The organism is Deinococcus deserti VCD115, assembly GCF_000020685.1.
In the GTDB taxonomy this organism is placed as follows: Bacteria; Deinococcota; Deinococci; order Deinococcales; family Deinococcaceae; genus Deinococcus; species Deinococcus deserti.
The window spans coordinates 535,001-550,592 of record NC_012526.1 but is presented as its reverse complement, the minus strand read 5'-3'; the positions used below and the strand labels follow the sequence as shown (position 1 = coordinate 550,592).

15 protein-coding genes (1 of these 15 only partly in view) are annotated in these 15,592 nt (G+C 62.2%); 6 read left to right on the top strand and 9 right to left on the bottom strand.

The genetic code is table 11. The features are described from left to right. Positions 1-129: 129 nt before the first annotated feature. From nrdR to dnaB, 5 genes are all read right to left on the bottom strand, one after another. On the bottom strand, positions 130-576 hold the full coding sequence (nrdR, locus tag DEIDE_RS02730; protein ID WP_012692432.1) for a transcriptional regulator NrdR: 447 nt from the start codon (positions 574-576) through the stop codon (positions 130-132). After that, complete coding sequence (locus tag DEIDE_RS02725) at positions 573-1,283, bottom strand: SDR family NAD(P)-dependent oxidoreductase (RefSeq protein ID WP_012692431.1); 711 nt, start codon at positions 1,281-1,283, stop codon at positions 573-575. The genes nrdR and DEIDE_RS02725 overlap by 4 nt, the downstream gene beginning before the upstream one ends. A gap of 41 nt (positions 1,284-1,324) precedes the next feature. Further along, entirely contained in the window at positions 1,325-1,549 is a 225-nt protein-coding gene (locus DEIDE_RS02720; RefSeq protein ID WP_012692430.1) for a hypothetical protein, read from the bottom strand. A gap of 62 nt (positions 1,550-1,611) precedes the next feature. Beyond that, positions 1,612-2,298, bottom strand: coding sequence for an NUDIX hydrolase (locus tag DEIDE_RS02715; protein WP_012692429.1), 687 nt, complete (start codon positions 2,296-2,298; stop codon positions 1,612-1,614). After that, positions 2,298-3,644 carry a replicative DNA helicase gene (gene dnaB, locus DEIDE_RS02710; protein WP_012692428.1) on the bottom strand — a complete coding sequence of 449 codons (1,347 nt, stop codon included), beginning with the start codon at positions 3,642-3,644 and terminating at the stop codon, positions 2,298-2,300. The genes DEIDE_RS02715 and dnaB overlap by 1 nt, the downstream gene beginning before the upstream one ends. A gap of 282 nt (positions 3,645-3,926) precedes the next feature. On the opposite strand from dnaB, the gene DEIDE_RS02705 reads away from it, so the two are divergent. Beyond that, complete coding sequence (locus tag DEIDE_RS02705) at positions 3,927-4,475, top strand: DUF1802 family protein (RefSeq protein WP_012692427.1); 549 nt, start codon at positions 3,927-3,929, stop codon at positions 4,473-4,475. Positions 4,476-4,559: 84 nt separating this feature from the next. Here DEIDE_RS02705 and DEIDE_RS02700 read toward each other — a convergent pair whose 3' ends face one another. Beyond that, on the bottom strand, positions 4,560-5,027 hold the full coding sequence (locus DEIDE_RS02700) for a hypothetical protein (protein WP_012692426.1): 468 nt from the start codon (positions 5,025-5,027) through the stop codon (positions 4,560-4,562). Positions 5,028-5,202: 175 nt separating this feature from the next. Here DEIDE_RS02700 and DEIDE_RS02695 point away from each other — a divergent pair, with 175 nt between their 5' ends. From DEIDE_RS02695 to DEIDE_RS02685, 3 genes are all read left to right on the top strand, one after another. Continuing rightward, positions 5,203-5,955: a class I SAM-dependent DNA methyltransferase gene (locus DEIDE_RS02695; protein ID WP_012692425.1), complete on the top strand. Its 753-nt coding sequence runs from the start codon at positions 5,203-5,205 to the stop codon at positions 5,953-5,955. After that, a complete protein-coding gene (locus DEIDE_RS02690) occupies positions 5,952-6,926 on the top strand; it encodes an NAD(P)H-dependent glycerol-3-phosphate dehydrogenase (RefSeq protein ID WP_012692424.1) in 975 nt (324 codons plus the stop codon). Before DEIDE_RS02695 ends, DEIDE_RS02690 begins: the two co-directional genes overlap by 4 nt. Before the next feature lie 242 nt (positions 6,927-7,168). Continuing rightward, positions 7,169-10,159, top strand: coding sequence for an adenosylcobalamin-dependent ribonucleoside-diphosphate reductase (locus DEIDE_RS02685; RefSeq protein ID WP_012692423.1), 2,991 nt, complete (start codon positions 7,169-7,171; stop codon positions 10,157-10,159). Between the two features lie 97 nt (positions 10,160-10,256). Here the strand turns inward: DEIDE_RS02685 and DEIDE_RS02680 are convergent, their stop codons facing one another. From DEIDE_RS02680 to DEIDE_RS02670, 3 genes are all read right to left on the bottom strand, one after another. Further along, the gene (locus DEIDE_RS02680) at positions 10,257-10,706 is read right to left on the bottom strand and encodes a hypothetical protein (RefSeq protein ID WP_162485387.1); all 450 of its coding nucleotides are present in this window, start codon (positions 10,704-10,706) and stop codon (positions 10,257-10,259) included. A gap of 113 nt (positions 10,707-10,819) precedes the next feature. Then, the gene (locus DEIDE_RS02675) at positions 10,820-12,733 is read right to left on the bottom strand and encodes a hypothetical protein (protein WP_162485386.1); all 1,914 of its coding nucleotides are present in this window, start codon (positions 12,731-12,733) and stop codon (positions 10,820-10,822) included. A gap of 452 nt (positions 12,734-13,185) precedes the next feature. Beyond that, positions 13,186-14,310, bottom strand: a complete 1,125-nt coding sequence (locus DEIDE_RS02670; RefSeq protein ID WP_041227366.1) for a PQQ-dependent sugar dehydrogenase — start codon at positions 14,308-14,310, stop codon at positions 13,186-13,188. A 66-nt stretch (positions 14,311-14,376) separates the two neighbouring features. Here DEIDE_RS02670 and DEIDE_RS02665 point away from each other — a divergent pair, with 66 nt between their 5' ends. Continuing rightward, on the top strand, positions 14,377-14,739 hold the full coding sequence (locus DEIDE_RS02665) for a hypothetical protein (protein ID WP_012692419.1): 363 nt from the start codon (positions 14,377-14,379) through the stop codon (positions 14,737-14,739). Between the two features lie 124 nt (positions 14,740-14,863). Next, on the top strand, positions 14,864-15,592 hold the 5' portion of the coding sequence (locus tag DEIDE_RS02660; RefSeq protein ID WP_012692418.1) for a diacylglycerol/lipid kinase family protein. 237 nt of this gene lie beyond the right edge of the window; the window shows 729 of its 966 coding nt (coding positions 1-729); it begins with the start codon at positions 14,864-14,866; its stop codon lies beyond the right edge, outside the window.

Here is a 15,592-nt window from a genome sequence, read left to right as displayed (position 1 = left end):
CGGCCTTGTTGCTGCGCGGATCAGAAAGTTGCAATCCTCAACAGCATTGGAGGTGTCAGGTCTTCGTGTCCCTGGCCCATGAACGGCATGTCTGCTTTCCTGACCAGGGTGCGCGGGCGTTGTCGTGCTTTAGCTCTGGTCCTTGAGCCCGCGAATTTCCTCGATGAACCGTTCCAGGCTGTCGAAATCGCGGTATACGCTGGCAAACCGGATATACGCGACGTCGTCGAGCGGCCGCAGGAAAGTCATGGCCCGCTTGCCGATCTCCTCGCTATGAATCTCGCTGGCCTGCACGTCGTCTTCAAAGCCGTAAGCAAAGGCTCGCAGGGCGTCGGCGTCTACCGGACGTTTCTCGGTGGCCAGGGTCAGGCCCCGCAGCAGCTTGTCCGGGTTGAAGGCCTCACGCGGACCACTGCGCTTGACCACCATCAGGGGCTCGAGCTGCGCGCGTTCATACGTCGTAAAGCGCCGCGCACAGTTCAGGCATTCGCGCCGGCGCCGGATGCTGGCTCCGTCATCACTGGGCCGTGAATTCACGACCTTGCTGTCGGGTGCCGAGCAGTAAGGACACTTCACAGCAGCTGTGGATCCGTGATCCGGATTTTCGGCGCAGGAGGCAGCGGAATATCAATCACGTTGCCGCGCAGGTGACTCATGACCGGCAAAGCTAGGCTCACTGCAGTCTGGCCAACAGGAGCGTCCAGAACTTCGTCGCCGCTGCAGGCCCGTGAGGGCAGCAGCAGGTTGATCCGCAGCTCCTCGGCGTGGGCCTCCGTTACCAGGCCCCGCAAGGCTCCGCGCTGCGGATGCACCTGCAGGCCCCGCTCGTCGAGGTGCGGGCCAATCAGGGTCAGCCAGGTCGCTGGCAGCCGCCGGCGCAGGATCTGGGCTATGGCCACACTGCTTTTTACATTGCAGTTGAACAGGTCCATCCACTCGTTTTCGCTGAGCGACGTAAAGTTGGTCTGAGAACGCTTGTCCGCCACATGCACGACCCCGGCCAGCGCGCCGAAGATTTCCAGAATCCGGGTCTGGGCGCTCAGCCAGTCCAGCGGCACGGCAACGTCGGCCTTGATGGGCACTGCGGTGCCGCCAGCAAGTTCAAGCTGGCTGGCGACAGCAGCGAGCGTTTCACTGTTGTTGCCGATCAAGACCACGCTGGCCCCGGCGCGGGCGAGGCTGGAGGCCACCAGTCGGCCATAGCCCTGGTCGGCGCCAGTCACGGCAATCACCTGCCCTGCCAGGGCATGGGGGGCAAGAACAGGTGGGCGCTCGGAGGTCATACGTTCTTCAGCATAGCGTTCCTGCTGCGGGCGCAAGTCCCTCAGCTGACGTCGGGGAGAGGCTGCAGTGCTCCTGGCGGCGGATCACTGGCGCGGTGGCCCTTGCCGCAGGGGTCGCACCAGTAGGCCTGGTCACCGTCACGCAGGTCATAAAGGGTCAGATTCTGCCCACAGCTGGGACAGGCGTGCCGGTAGCCGCGCCCACTGTCTGGAAAAGCCTGAGCGGGCTCGCTTCCCGCACGGCGCATACGGAATGAGCGGTTCATATTCTGATACTAGCAGAATAAAGATGTAGATTTCAGGGGCCGCTCGGGCCCCTGGTTCCTGCTTACAGGTCGGCTTCCTCGACCGGATCGTTGGGCATGTCAGGCTCTACAGCTCCAACACCCACCCTGCGGCGTTTGCGCAGCATCGCCGGCTCCTTGTCCAGATTGAAGACAAAGTGACGTGGACGGCGTTCGCGCAGCCAGGTCTCCAGGGCCACAAGGCGCGGCCGGAAGCGGATGAACTCACGCAGCTGACGGATCGGCACAAAGCGGGCTTCCTGCACGTCGCGGTCCGGATCACGCGGCTGGAGGTTCCCGCCGACTTCCCGGCCAGTGTAGAAGAACTGCAGGTGGTGGCCCCAGGTCTGCGCCTGGAATTCCACGATGAACGCCAGGTCACGCAATTCCACGACCAGGCCAGTTTCCTCGTAGGTCTCGCGCCGCGCGCCGTCCTGCACCAGCTCGCCGGTTTCCAGACCACCTTTGGGCAAGGACCAGCGGCCCCGCTCGCGCACCAGCAGAATCTCCTCGCCCCGCAGGACGATGCAGCCCACACCAATTCGGGGGGCGGCCAGCGGCCGCTTCTGGCCGCGTTTGCTGGGAGCAGCCACCACCGGCACCGCTGTGACGTTCGTGACCTGCCCCGGCACAGGTGCCTGGGGGGTAGTTGGTCCACGTGGATTGCGGCGGCGCCGGCGCCGCCGTTGCGCTCCGCCCTGTGTTGCGCCCTTGAGTTGGTCCTCGGCCATTACACGCCCTCCGGCGCAAGGTCGTTAAACCGCACGTGCGCACTGTGAAACTGCAACTTGACCGTTCCTACGGGGCCGTTGCGCTGCTTGCCGATAATGATCTCCGCGATGCCCTGCTGATCGGTTTCCTTGTTGTAGTACTCGTCGCGGTAGATAAACATCACGATATCCGCGTCCTGCTCGATAGCTCCTGACTCACGCAGGTCCGAAAGCATGGGTCGGTGATTGGGCCGCTGCTCCACCGCACGCGAAAGCTGCGAGAGCACGATGATCGGGACTTCCAGCTCGCGCGCCAGTCCCTTGAGCCCTCGCGAGATGGTGCTGATTTCCTGCTGTCGGTTGTCGCTGCCGCCATTGCTTTTGCCGCCCGACATCAGCTGCAGGTAGTCGATGACCACCAGTCCCAGCTGACCGTGCTGCGCGGCGATACGTCTGAGCTTGCTGCGCAGGCCGTTGAGGGTCAGGTCCGGCTCGTCGTCAATGACCATCGGCGCTTCGGCCAGGCGGCCGGCCGCGTGTGCCAGCCGCTCGAAGTCACGCTCGTTGAGCTGTCCGCTGCGGATGCGGTTCATGTCCACGCGCGCCTCACTGCACAGCATGCGCAGGGCCAGCTGCACGCTGGGCATTTCCAGGCTGAACACCGCGACCGTCTTCTCACCGCGCAGCGCCACATTCTGCGCGATGGACAGGGCAAACGCCGTCTTGCCCATCGACGGGCGGGCAGCCAGCACGTTCAGGCTGCCTTTCTGCAATCCCGAGATCTGCTCGTCCAGGTCACGGAAGCCGCTGCTGACGCCGTCGGGAATGCCCTTGTTGGCATGCAGCAGCGTGATGTACTCGAAGGTGTCGTGGACGACCTCGCCCATCGCCTGGAAAGCTTCGCCTTTCTTCTTCTGCTCAGCGACCTCGAAGATCATCTTCTCGGCGCGGTCCAGCAGGTCTTCCAGCGGCAGCTGGGCGTCGTACGCCAGCTGCATCGCCTTGCCCGAGGCACTGATCAGCTGCCTCAGGGTGTGCTTCTCCTGCACAATCCGAGCGTAATGCTCGGCGTACGCGGCAGTGGGCACCTGATCCGACAGGCCGATCAGGTAGGTCAGACCGCCCACCTCATCAAGCTGACCCTTGACCCTCAGGTCCTCGCTGAGGGTAACCAGATCAACCGGCTCGCCGCGCTCCTGCAGGGTCCGCATGGCGGTGAAAATTTTGCGGTGGCCTTCCCGGTAAAACATCTCCGGGGCAACCGTATCGCCCAGCTGCGACAGAGTATCGTTGTCCAGCAGGATACTGCCCAGCACGCTGATTTCGGCGTCGTTGCTGTGTGGGGGGACGCGTGGCGTGAGTTCCAAACAGAGCTCTCCTCAGGTGCACGTCCCGGCCACGGCCAGATTGCCGGCCTGTGCGCGGGACGGACCAAGATGAAATAAAACTGGGGCGGTGGGCGCCCATTCGCCCGGAGAGGCAAGCTGCCCCGGGCTGAACTGCCTGAAAGCATACCACCCTGACCTGCCCCCCCTGGGTGCGGACGCCCCCCCAACCATGAAGATGCAGGCCAAAAGCCGGCGGACTCACCGGCCAGACACAGGCAATCTGCCGGGTACATGCTCCCACGACCCGGCTATGCTCTGCTTATGCCGCTGTCTGCACTCAAGGAATGGGACGCCCAGTGCCAGCTACTCTCCCAGGGCCGCATAGCCCTGCTGATCCGCAAGGGCGGCATCATGGAAACCCATGACGGCTTTGAGGTCGAGCACCGTCAGTTTCTGCTGTATCCGACCTTCCTGCATCAGAACCCAGCCGAATTGCAGCCGCCGTACCACAACCTCCTGCGCCCCGATCCCTCGCCCGGCACCATTCACTTTCCAGCGCTGGCTGAGGTGGTCGCCGTCCACAAGGTCGAGGCGCTGGAGCAGGCTCTGGCGCTCGAATCCTGGCAGGCCCTAACTGCCGGAGCCATCGAGCGGCGGTTTCACTACCGCAACCGCCCGTGGGTACATGCGCTGCTGCTGCGGGTGCGGCCGCTGTTACAGCCCCTGACCCTGCCGGAAACTCCAGGCATGCTGGGCTGCGTGAGCTGGGTGCCGCTGGCAGAAACGGAGGTTGTGGCGGGTGACCCTGTGGTTTCCGACGATCTGCTTGAAACCCGCCAAGCGCAACTGGAGACCCTGCTGGGTTCCTGAAGCAGGAGGCGACAGCAACCAGAAAAGAAAGGGAGGCGCATGGCCTCTCCTTTGCATTTCCCTGTCTTTTTTAGCCTGTCCGCGTCAAAGCGCTTCGAGGTCGTAATTGTCGAGCGTCAGGGTCTGCGCGGTGTTGTTGCTGGGGTTGTAGATGTTCCAGCCACTGGTGGTGCCACGGTAGAACTGGTTGTCATAGCGGCTGTAGACCAGTCGCTTGCCGTTGTCGCGGCTGAGAACCACATCGCCGGTATTGAAGCGGCCGTCGTTGTTGCTGTCACGGAAGGCCACCACACGGTAAGTGCCGTAGGGCAGGTTGGTGGGCAGGTCCAGCGCAAAGCCGCCAGTCAGGTACTTGTCGATGATCTGGCTCTGGGTGCCGTCGGCGGTGTACTGCCCGGCACTGCTGAAGCCGACAATGGCCAGACGGATGTTCTGGTTGGGGTTGAACCCCTTGAGGTTCCCGGTCACGTCTTTACGCAGAGGGTTACCGGCCAGGGTGCAGGCACTGAGGGTCAGGGTGCCGAGAGCGGCGAGAGCAAGCATGCGTTTCATGGGTGGACCTCCTGAAAGAGGGTGAAACAACGGCAATGTCAACTGTTGCCCGTTTACGGTAGCCGCGCCGGAACAGCGGGGCCAGGGCCCTTCTCTTCCCATTGACCTCAGAACCACCTCATTTCGTTGTCGGTACCTGACGGAGCCTTTAAAAGCGGAGCCTATACTTGCCCTCATGCAGAGGCCGCCTTTTACTGCGCTCGCCGCGGTGTACGACGCGATCATGGCGGACGTTGAGTACGACCACTGGGCTGATTTTGTTCTGTCGTATGCACGCGATGGTGGGGTTCCTGTGCCGGACGTTACCGCGCTGGACCTGGCGTGCGGAACCGGCGGCTTTACGCGGGAACTGCTGAAGGCTGGCCTGCGGGTCACCGGGCTCGACGGCAGTGCCGAGATGCTGCGGGAGGCGCGCGTACGGCTGCCGGACGTGCCTTTCGTGCAGGGGGATCTGCGGACGTTTGAGCTGCAGGAGCGCTTCGGGCTGATGACCTGTGTCTTCGACAGCCTGAACAACCTGCTGACGCCCGAAGACCTGGGAGCCGCCCTGGAACGCGCCTGGGCCCACCTGACTCCGGGTGGTCTGCTGGCCTTTGACGTCAATACCCGCCTGGGCGTGCGTGAGCTGTGGGAGGGAGACACCATTGAAGGACTGGCGCCGCTGCCCGGAGGCGAGGAGGTGCATTACCACTGGTCACACCACTACGACCCTGAAGCTGATCTGGGCGTGGTGCAGGCCTTCTGCCGGCTTGGCGAGCAGGAGTTCGTGGAAACTCACCGCGAGCGGGGTTACGACCCCCAGGATCTGGAGCCGCTGCTTCGCCGGGCAGGTTTTACTCGCTTTGAGATTGTTGAATACCCCGATTACGCTGACCCGGCCCCTGACGTGGCGAGGGTCTGGGTGTTCGCCTGGAAGGAGGGGGTGTGAACGCGTCACCGGACCTGCCGGTCCTGGGAGCTGGGGGGTGGGGCACAGCCCTGGCGATCAACGCCGCCCGGTCCGCACCGGTGCGTTTGTGGGCCCGGCGGCCGGAGTTCGCCGCGCAGCTGACCCAGACTCGCGTGAACGCGGAGTATCTGCCCGGCGTCACGCTGCCGGAGGCTGTGAAGGTCACAGCCGACCTGGAAGATGCGGTCCGGCAGGCCTCTTTCGCCCTGGTGGTGGTGCCCAGCGTAGGTGTCCTGGAACTGCTGGAAGCGCTGCCCCGACAGCTGGGTGTGGTGCTGTGCGCCAAAGGGCTTGCCCCGGATGGAGGACGCCTGAGTGAACTGGCCCGGGACATGGGTTTTGCGCGTGTGGCCGTTCTGAGTGGCCCCAATCACGCTGAGGAGATTGCCCGTGGGTTACCCGGGGCCACCGTGGTCGCTAGCGATGACGAGGGGCTGGCCCTGGCCGTACAGTCGGCTCTGATGACGCCCAGCCTGCGGGTGTACACCAGCACCGACGTGATAGGCGTGGAACTGGGCGGCGTGCTGAAAAACGTGATCGCATTGGCGGCCGGCATGGTTGACGGCATGAGTCTGGGCGACAATGCCAAGGCTGCCCTGATCACGCGGGGCCTGCGGGAGATGCAGCGGTATCTGGTGGCTCTGGGGGCCCACGAGGACACGGTCTATGGGCTGAGCGGCCTGGGTGATCTGGTGGCCACGGCCACCAGCCGCCACAGCCGTAACCGAGCAGCCGGTGAAGCCATCGCGCGCGGGGAGCATCCAGGTCAGGGAGGTAAGGTCGTCGAGGGGTTGCGGACGGCCGGGCTGCTCGACGCCTGGGCGACCGCCCACGGTCACGATCTGCCCATCGTGCGGGCAGTCGCTCAGGTGACCCGGGGCGAATGGACCCCCAAGGCCGGCATTGCCAGCCTGATGGAACGCGAGGCCAAAGCCGAACGTCATGACTGAGATCTGATCTTCATAAAGTCTTAAACTCTGTCCAGGACGCCGTTTTACGTGATCAGCCGGTAGGTCCGTATCTTGTACCCCGTTCAGGGGCAAAGTACAACTCCTTGTATGCGATCCGGCGGTCTGTTACATTCATTCCACACCAGACGGTGTCTGATCTTTACTCCTGCTGCCTCCAATAAAGCGAGGTGCAGGTGTTCTGTTGCCATTTTTCGTCCGTCATTCCAAGGAGCCCTGCTGCCATGACCACCCTTTCTGCCCAGCCCCTGACCAACTTCGATGAGAACGCCCAGCACATTGCCAAGCGGCAGTACCTGCAGCCCACCGACGGTGACGTGGGTGGTATGTTCCGCCGCATTGCCAACTGGGTCGCGGGGGCTGAGCAGGAAAGCGTGCGCGAGCACTGGGCCCAGGCCTACTTCGACCTGATGGCCGAGAAGAAGTTCTGCCCTGGTGGACGGGTCCTGGCTGGGGCCGGCACACAGCACGGCAACGTCCTGAACTGCTTTGTGCAGGGTGCCACCGAGCACGAGCCCAGCAGCTTCGAGGGCGTGATGGAAGTGGCCCGCAAGCTCGCCCTGGTCACCAAGGTCGGCGGCGGCAACGGCGTGAACCTGGACGTGTATCACCCCCGCAGCGAGGGCAGCCGTCCGGACGCGGGCGTGCGCGGCTGGGCTTACATGAGCGCCGCACACGCGGACGTGCAGGACTTTATCGAAGGCCTGATGCGCCCCCCGACCCAGCCGGACGGCGATAAGCAGCCGGTCGCCGTGCGCAACTGGTCCCGTGTGGTGTACGGACAGGTTGTCAGCCCGGAACTGGTGGCCCTGGCGCGAGCCAACGGGGTCTCGGTGGTCCGCGCTCTCCCTGAAGGCGTCCAGCCTGTTCCCGACGACATGGCCGGCATTATCGGCGCGGCACGCAAGGTGGCCGAGGATGCCAAGCTGAGCCTGGAGCCCCGCATCGACCTGAGCAGCATGCGTCCTGAAGGCGCGCCCATCAAGGGGTCCGGCGGCACCAGCAGCGGCCCGGTCAGCTTCCTGCTGGAAATCTTCGACAACTTCCTGGAGTGGGCCAACCGCGGCGCCGAGCAGAGCGGCCCCATCAACACGCTGCGCTTCGTATACGCCCCGGTCCTGCGCGTGGTGCGTCAGGGCGGAACGCGGCGCGGCGCCGGTATGGCGACCATCAGCATCGAGCACCCCGACGTGCTGGACTTCCTGACCGCCAAGGACCTGGACCGCGAGGCCGCCGAGGGCGACATCAGCACCTTCAATATCAGCATTCTGGTCAGCAGCGCCTTCTGGGACACCCTGCAAGCAGGCGGCGTATGGCCGGTGGCTGCGCAGGAGGTGCCCGGGAAGTACTACCTGGCCCGTCAGGAAGGCAAGTTCAGCGGCACCCTGCCCGAACTCCCGGTGCGCGCCGAGGACGACGCCCGCGGCGTGCCGGTCTACACCCTGCGCGGTGGCAAGACCGGCATCCCGGCGCAGTGGCTGTGGAACGAGATCGCCCAGCACGCCTGGAGCACCGGTGAACCGGGGCTGATCTTCAACGACCGCGTCAACGAATTTTCCGCGCTGAAAAACCTCGGCGCGCGCTACGAGATCCGCAGCACCAACCCCTGCGGTGAGATTCCGCTGACCGTCGGTGAGCCCTGCGACCTGGGGGCCATCAACCTGGCCGCCTATGTAAAGGGCAGCGACTTCGACTACCCTACCTTCCGCGCGGATGTCCGCACCTGCGTGCGCTTCCTGGACGACGTGCTGGACGTGAACGTGTTCGCGCTGGAAGACAACCGCGTGGCCTCGCAGGACCTGCGCCGCCTGGGCCTGGGTGTCATGGGGCTGGCCGACGCCCTGATCAAGATGGGCCTGCGCTACGACAACGAAGCAGGTCGTCAGGCCATCTCCGAGATCATGGGTGCTCTGCGTGATGAAGCAGTTGCCGAAAGCGAGCGCCTGGGCCAGGAGCGCGGCGTCTACCCGGTATACGAGCGTCACCCCGGCAAGGTGCCCCACGCACCCCGCCGCAACGTCGCGGTGCTGACCGTGGCGCCCACCGGCACCACCAGCATGCTGATGGGCGTGTCCAGCGGAATCGAGCCGGTCTTCTCCCCTTTTATCTGGCGCAAGATCGGCAGCGAGTACCGCGCGCTGCTGCACCCCCTGTTCGTGGAACTGCTCTCCAGCTACCCGCCCGCCAGCGGTATGGCTCAGGGCGACGGCTGGGACTGGGACAAGGTGACCGAGGCTGTCTCCGAGAACCACGGCTCGGTGGTTGGGCTGCCGTTTATCCCCGACGCGCTGCAGCAGGTGTTCGTGTGCGCTCACGATATCAAGCCCCTGGATCACGTACGCATGCAGGGCGCCGTGCAGCAGGCCTTCGATGCCGAGGGCTTCGCGGCCAACAGCCTCTCCAAGACCATCAACCTGCCCAACAACGCCACTGTGCAGGACGTGCAGGACGCCTACACCGAAGCCTACCGGACCGGCTGTAAGGGCATTACGGTGTACCGCGACGGCTCACGCCAGTTCCAGGTGCTGAGCACCAGCAAGAAGAAGGAGAAAAAGGCCGAGGACCAGCCCGCTCAGGCTGCCGCCGAAGTCATGGGCGAGCAGCGCGCGGAAGCTCCCCACGTGCCCGAGGTCGCTGCCCCAGTAACACCCGCACCTGCTCCAGCTACTGCCCCCGCCCGCCCGCACTACGAGCGGCCCACCCGCCTGAGCGGCGTCACCGACATGGTCAAGCTGACCGATCCCACCAGCGGCCACCGCCGCAGCTTCCTGGTGACCGTCAACCAGCTGGGCGGCAAGCCCGTGGAAGTCATGGTCATCAGCGGCCGCGCCGGTGACGAAGCCAACGCCGACAGCGAAGCCCTGGGCCGCGTGGTCAGTATCGCCCTGCAGCACGGCGTGCCGGCCCAGGCGATCGTCAAGACCCTGCGTGGCATCAACGGCGGCCTGTACGGCAGCTACAACGGCCGTCTGGTGGGCAGCAAGGCTGACCTGATCGCCGTGGCGCTCGAAACCTTCCAGAAGGATATGGACGCCGCGCAGCTTCCGCGTCTGGCCGGGGGCAGCACCGACGCCGCGCCCGCTGCCAGCACTGCCCAGGGCGTGAGTGTGGACGGCATGGCCCGCGAGCGCTGCCCGGTGTGCGAGGAGAAGGCCATCATCCGTGAGGAGGGCTGCCTGAAGTGCCAGGCCTGCGGCTACAGCAAGTGCGGATGAGCAATCAGCTTCAGACAGACCGTGGCGTCTGATACGTAAAAAGGAGAAGCAACGACGTGATACGTCGTTGCTTCTCCTTTTTACCCTCTGACAGAACTTACCAAGTTGACCTCAGTCTCCAGTAGGAAGAGCTCAAATCACGAGCATCAAAGACAACATACTCAGTTACAGCACTCACGCCGCAATACACTTTGACCAGTTCGTTTCCTGCCTTACGCCACAGCATTGTTTTGACTTGCGGCGGTTTAAGGCGACGGGCCCGCTCCAGGCATGATTCAAGCCCTGCTGCTGTCAGCTGATCAACCTCTTCGTCCAACGCAAAAGCCTTGAGCATCTCAATGGCAGTTACGTTATCTCTGGGACTGGAAAACGAATACTTCAGGAACCTTCCGGTTGTGACCTGACCGCCGAATCTTGGAGTCACCGAGTGGACCATGACATCGCCCGACGGTGCCCGGAATACCTGTTCCACTGCCTTCCAGTCCCTAACAACGTGCGTGCGCTCCGAAACAATCTTAAGGCCATAACTATGGACAAAGTTCTGCATGAAGGGAGACAGGGCAGCGAAGCTCCACCCACTCAGACCTAGCAGGGTTGCTAAAGCCACAAGCGCTCTCATTCGGTTGGGATGAAACGCCTCGGGACACTTATAGTTAAAATTCACTTTTTGCGACCTGCTTCCAGCGGTTGATAACGGCTGAAATAAAACGTTTCCTGACTGAGCGTGTTAGGCGTCTTCCACTTGTCGTCTTGCTGCACCCCCCAGTTGTACCCACTGACTTTCTTCTTGACACCCGACCACGTAAATCGGTCGGTCTCTGGAAACCACCAGATGGCCTTATCTACCCCGATCCGGTACACACCGCCCTGAGCCAGGGACGCAGGCAGCTGTGCGTTGGGCGTGGACTCGGCGACCATCATCTGGATCCCTCTTCCGCCTGGACCTGGCCCCACGCGAGTTACGATGCGAATATGGCCGGTGAGCCACATCGTGTCACCCGGCTTCACTTCTGCAGGAGAATTCACCCTTTTAAATTCCCCTTTGCTCCCATGTAGACTCCCAGAATTTCGGTATTCGCGAACGCCAGCATCACCAAGGTGTGGGTCCTTTCCGACTAGATTGGTCGTCGCATAGTCCAGCGCCTGAGTTACGAATCCGGAGCAGTCCACACCAATACCGTATTTCTTTAGCCAGCCCGTGATCAGTTCTACAGTGATGTTCTGTGCTGACACGCCAAAAGGATTCATGTTTACCAGTGTCTGGGTGAAACTGGCCATTTCCTCGGGGCTCCCCTTTCCATAAGTAGCCAACTTAGGCGCCTGATTGAAGACCTGGCGGTCTGTGGCCTTCATTTTCGCTCGATTGGCCATGACTTCAGCTTTCATGTCACCACTGAAGATGAAATACGGCGTGCGAATCATCAGCTCCCGGGACTTTCTCTCCCGTCCCACCTGCCAGCTGACGGTCACAGGGAAAACAAACTTCTCCGTGAAGGTTTCAAGTTGCTGCGTGAGCCGATTATCAAAGTCTTGTGGCAAGACACCTGGTTGTGACTGTGGACGCACATGCTCCACTTCAGGATGCTGAGTCGGCTGCCTAGCTGAGTTTCCAAGCGGTCCCTGGGCACCGTTTCCGGAAGAGACCCCTGCAACAGAGGCCTGTGCCTGCACTGGAACCTGTTTGAAGTAGCTGGTCACAAAGCCCTGCTCCCGAATCTCACTGGCAGCTTCCAGGCGCGTAATTAATCCGTCCTTGTTCGCATCAAACTGGCTGTTATCGACATAATTCCTGTTCTTATCCGACGCGCGGTACCAGATTTCCGATTCGCGGCCCGGTGCCAGAATTTCCTGATAAATCACATCATATTTATCGCCTGGCGCTAAGCGATTGATCGGTATGCTGAAATACAGCACGACAAACTTCATCTGCTCCGTCGGTGTCATCTTGAGCAGATCGTCCCGGGTCACCGACGTTACAGCAATACCCAGCTGTTTGGCTTTGGCCCGCCCGGCGAATGTATCCAGAAATTGATTTAGCGCAGGAATGCCTATACTCGGTGTGAACTGGATCAGACCGACGGCCCCCTTCTTTCCTTTGCGCCGCGCCGCCTCATTTTCTACATTTGGGCTGAACGTTCCAGCCGATTCATAACCAATAACGGCGGCCAAGTCGTTTGGATTGACCTGCAACTGCTGTGCACCCCATAAAATTGCCTGCTGTACTTCAGGGTTGGTGTCAAAACCCTTTAAGCCTGTCTTTATGGCCTGCCACTGCTTTTCAGTTGAGGTTGGATCTGAGGCAGAAATCCCACCTTGACCGGCTTGTAAAGGGGCAGTCTGAGTAGGCACCAACACGTGCTTGCCACCTGTCTCGCCCGGTGAAGCAAGATGTGACTGGCGAGGACTGACCTTTGTTGGCGTGGATGATCCAGTGCGAATCAGGCGCAGAGTTTCTACGCTGAATTTTTTGTTCCGGAAGGAAGTACTCAGCAGTTGTCCTGACGGACTGAATCTTCCCTCAAAGACAGCTTCATTCTCTGTACCTTTCAGAACAAACGAATGATCCTCGCGCACTTGCCCTTCCAGGTGCCACCCTTCACTCCGCTGCCCAGGAGAGACCTGATACCGCGCATGAAGATGCCCGGTAGGGTCGCGTCGAATACGCAACTGAAAATTTACGCCTTTGGCCGCACCACTAAAGCTGCGTGTCCACGTCTGATCAGCAATCTTAAGTGGAGCGACCCGCGTCTGCCTTGGGGGCAACACGGGGGTTTGTGGCTGCGCGGCCGATGTGGCCTTGGCTTTGGGAGATTTCACAGCGAACACGGATCACCTCAAACAATGGAAGGGAAGCAGATTTCTCAGGGCCCACCTTCAAAGTAGCTGATCCGCTCTCAATTTCCGCATGAATTTGACATGGGCTTAAAAGCCAAGTGGCACAATAGTCATAGGAAGCGAAAACAAAGGGGTTATTCGGTTGGTCGTGACCTTGACCACCGGAATTTTCGCCATACGTCTGCTCTGTACTACCGCCCCAGTTTCAGCACACGCCCACTGCCATACTCGGCAACGTACAGTTCGCCCGCTTCGTCCTCACCGAAGGCGGACGGGTTCTGCACTTCACCAATTTTGACCTTATTCCAGGTGGTGCCAACTGCGCGCGCAGCCCAGACCGTCCCGCTGGCAAAGTCCCCAAACACGTACTGTCCTTTCAGGGCGGGAATGGCCTTCCCCCGGTATACATAGCCACCGGTGATGCTCTGGCCTTCGTTGCGGCCATAGGACAGCACCGGGTCGGTCAGGCCCTGGGTGCGGCAGCCGGTGGACGGCTCAAAGCAGGTACTGGCCTCGCGCACCCGCCAGCCATAGTTCTCGCCGCCCTTGCTGGCACGGGGCTGGCGGTTGACTTCTTCGAATGCGTTCTGCCCCACATCGGCAATGATCAGGTCACCAGTCTGACGGTCGAAGGAAAAGCGCCATGGATTGCGCAGTCCGTAGGCCCAGATATTGGGGTTGGCGCCCTGACGATTCAGGAAGGGATTGCCGGGAGCCGGCTTGGCATCGTCCCCGCGCACGTCAAAGCGCAGAATCTTGCCCAGCGGAGAGGCCAGATTCTGTCCGTTGTTCTGAGGATCTCCACCCGAACCACCGTCACCCAGCGCCAGGTACAGGAAGCCGTCGGGTCCAAACTCCAGCTGTCCACCGTTGTGATTGGCATAGGGTTGCTTGGCCGTGAACAGGGTCTTACCGCTTTGCGGATCGGCACGGCTGAAGTCGGCGGCAGCGGTGTAACGCGCCACAACCGTGTCCCCGTTGCGGTCGGTGTAATGCACGTACAGGCGACGGTTCTGTTTGTATCTGGGGTCAAAGGTCAGGCCCAGCAGCCCGCGCTCGCCGCCCGCGCGAACCAGAGAACTCAGGTCCAGAAAAACCTGCGGGCTCAGCCGGCCGCCCTGAATCACCCGGAGCTGCCCGCCCTGCAACGTGGCGTACATCCGCCCCGAGCCGTCGCCAGCGTGGGTCAGTGTAGTCACATTGCGCAGTCCGCTCACGTAAGGAGTGAAACGGACCTGGGGCGCACCCTGGGCGCAGGCGAGGGTTGTCAGCAGGGCGGCACCCAGCAGGGCCGCGCGAGAGGAAGGCCTGGACATGAGCCAGTCTGCCCCTGCACCGGCCAGCATAAATGTGATCCAGACCATCAGAAGGTACGCTGGGACATGACCCGCCTGAATGCCCTCGAAAAGTACCGGACCCCTGGTCCTGCCCGGCTTCAGCTCTACGGTGTCCTGTTCGGGCTGCTGGTGGTGTCGGCGGTTGCAGGACGTGGACGGCCCGGCGACCTGAGCACTGCTGAAACCCTGAATCGCAGCCCCTTTGCCCGCGTGATGTTCATGGATATCGGCGCTCTCAGCACCCTGGGAGCGCTGTATCTGGTTCTCAACGGCCGCAGCCCTATCCGTGTACCGGCAGCACTTGCTTCCCTGTTCGTCGGCAGTTTCGTCCTGCTGCCCGCCCTGGCTTACGAGGATTGGGCAGCCATGCAGAAACAGCAGGGCACCGCAGTCCTGCCCGAGGACTGAATCCGCCTCATACGCCGCGCTGATACGGCATGAACCGAGCTCATGGTACTGGGTTTTCCAGAGCCGCCCGCTTCAACGAGATTTCCTCAAGATCTGCATCGGTGCGCCGCAGTACAGTCACAGTATGAGTCCTGCCATACCACCTGCTCGCCTTGACCTTCAGGGAACTGCAACCCTGATCTTCAACACGAATGCAGGAGGCAGCGAGACCTGCTCGCCGGATCACCTGGTCGAAGAACTGCACAAGCTCGGGTTTCGTCCGGTCTACCGCGCCACCGATTCCGAGGATGATCTGGAACGCGCGCTCACGGACGTTCACGGCACTGTGTTCGTGGCGGGTGGAGACGGCACCATTCGCGCCGCTGCCGTCCACCTTGCCGGCCGGCCGGATATTACCCTGGGAGTCATTCCAATGGGTACGGCGAACAATATCGGCCGCATGCTCGGAGTCCAGGGACATCCCCTGGAGGTGGTCGCGTCCTACCGCAACGCGCTGATCCAGCCTTTTGATGTTGGACGCGTGACCGCACCGTGGGGTGAGGACCTGTTCCTGGAAGCCTGCGGCTGCGGAGCCTTTGCCGATGTCATGGCCGAGTACGATCCCGAGGAAGGCAAGAGCCCGGTGCGGGCTGCTCAGGCGCTCAGCTCGGCTCTTCGAGAGTTCGAGCCCGTAACAGTAGCGCTGTCGCTGGACGGCGAAGCTCTGCCCGAAATGCCCTATGTACTGCTGGAGGTCATGAACACCAAGGCCACCGGGCCCCGGCTGCGCATGGCGACCAGTGCCGACACCCAGGACGGGCTGCTGGATGTGATCCGGATCGCGGCCCACGAACGTGAGGGGGTGCTGGCCTAC

Bases quoted from the DNA above. Each gene is read 5' to 3' on its own strand.
- DEIDE_RS02725 (WP_012692431.1), bottom strand. From the start codon at position 1,283: ATGACCTCCGAGCGCCCACCTGTTCTTGCCCCCCATGCCCTGGCAGGG.
- DEIDE_RS02720 (WP_012692430.1), bottom strand. From the start codon at position 1,549: ATGAACCGCTCATTCCGTATGCGCCGTGCGGGAAGCGAGCCCGCTCAG.
- DEIDE_RS02715 (WP_012692429.1), bottom strand. From the start codon at position 2,298: ATGGCCGAGGACCAACTCAAGGGCGCAACACAGGGCGGAGCGCAACGG.
- DEIDE_RS02705 (WP_012692427.1), top strand. From the start codon at position 3,927: ATGCCGCTGTCTGCACTCAAGGAATGGGACGCCCAGTGCCAGCTACTC.
- DEIDE_RS02700 (WP_012692426.1), bottom strand. From the start codon at position 5,027: ATGAAACGCATGCTTGCTCTCGCCGCTCTCGGCACCCTGACCCTCAGT.
- DEIDE_RS02695 (WP_012692425.1), top strand. From the start codon at position 5,203: ATGCAGAGGCCGCCTTTTACTGCGCTCGCCGCGGTGTACGACGCGATC.
- DEIDE_RS02685 (WP_012692423.1), top strand. From the start codon at position 7,169: ATGACCACCCTTTCTGCCCAGCCCCTGACCAACTTCGATGAGAACGCC.
- DEIDE_RS02680 (WP_162485387.1), bottom strand. From the start codon at position 10,706: ATGCAGAACTTTGTCCATAGTTATGGCCTTAAGATTGTTTCGGAGCGC.
- DEIDE_RS02670 (WP_041227366.1), bottom strand. From the start codon at position 14,310: ATGTCCAGGCCTTCCTCTCGCGCGGCCCTGCTGGGTGCCGCCCTGCTG.
- DEIDE_RS02665 (WP_012692419.1), top strand. From the start codon at position 14,377: ATGACCCGCCTGAATGCCCTCGAAAAGTACCGGACCCCTGGTCCTGCC.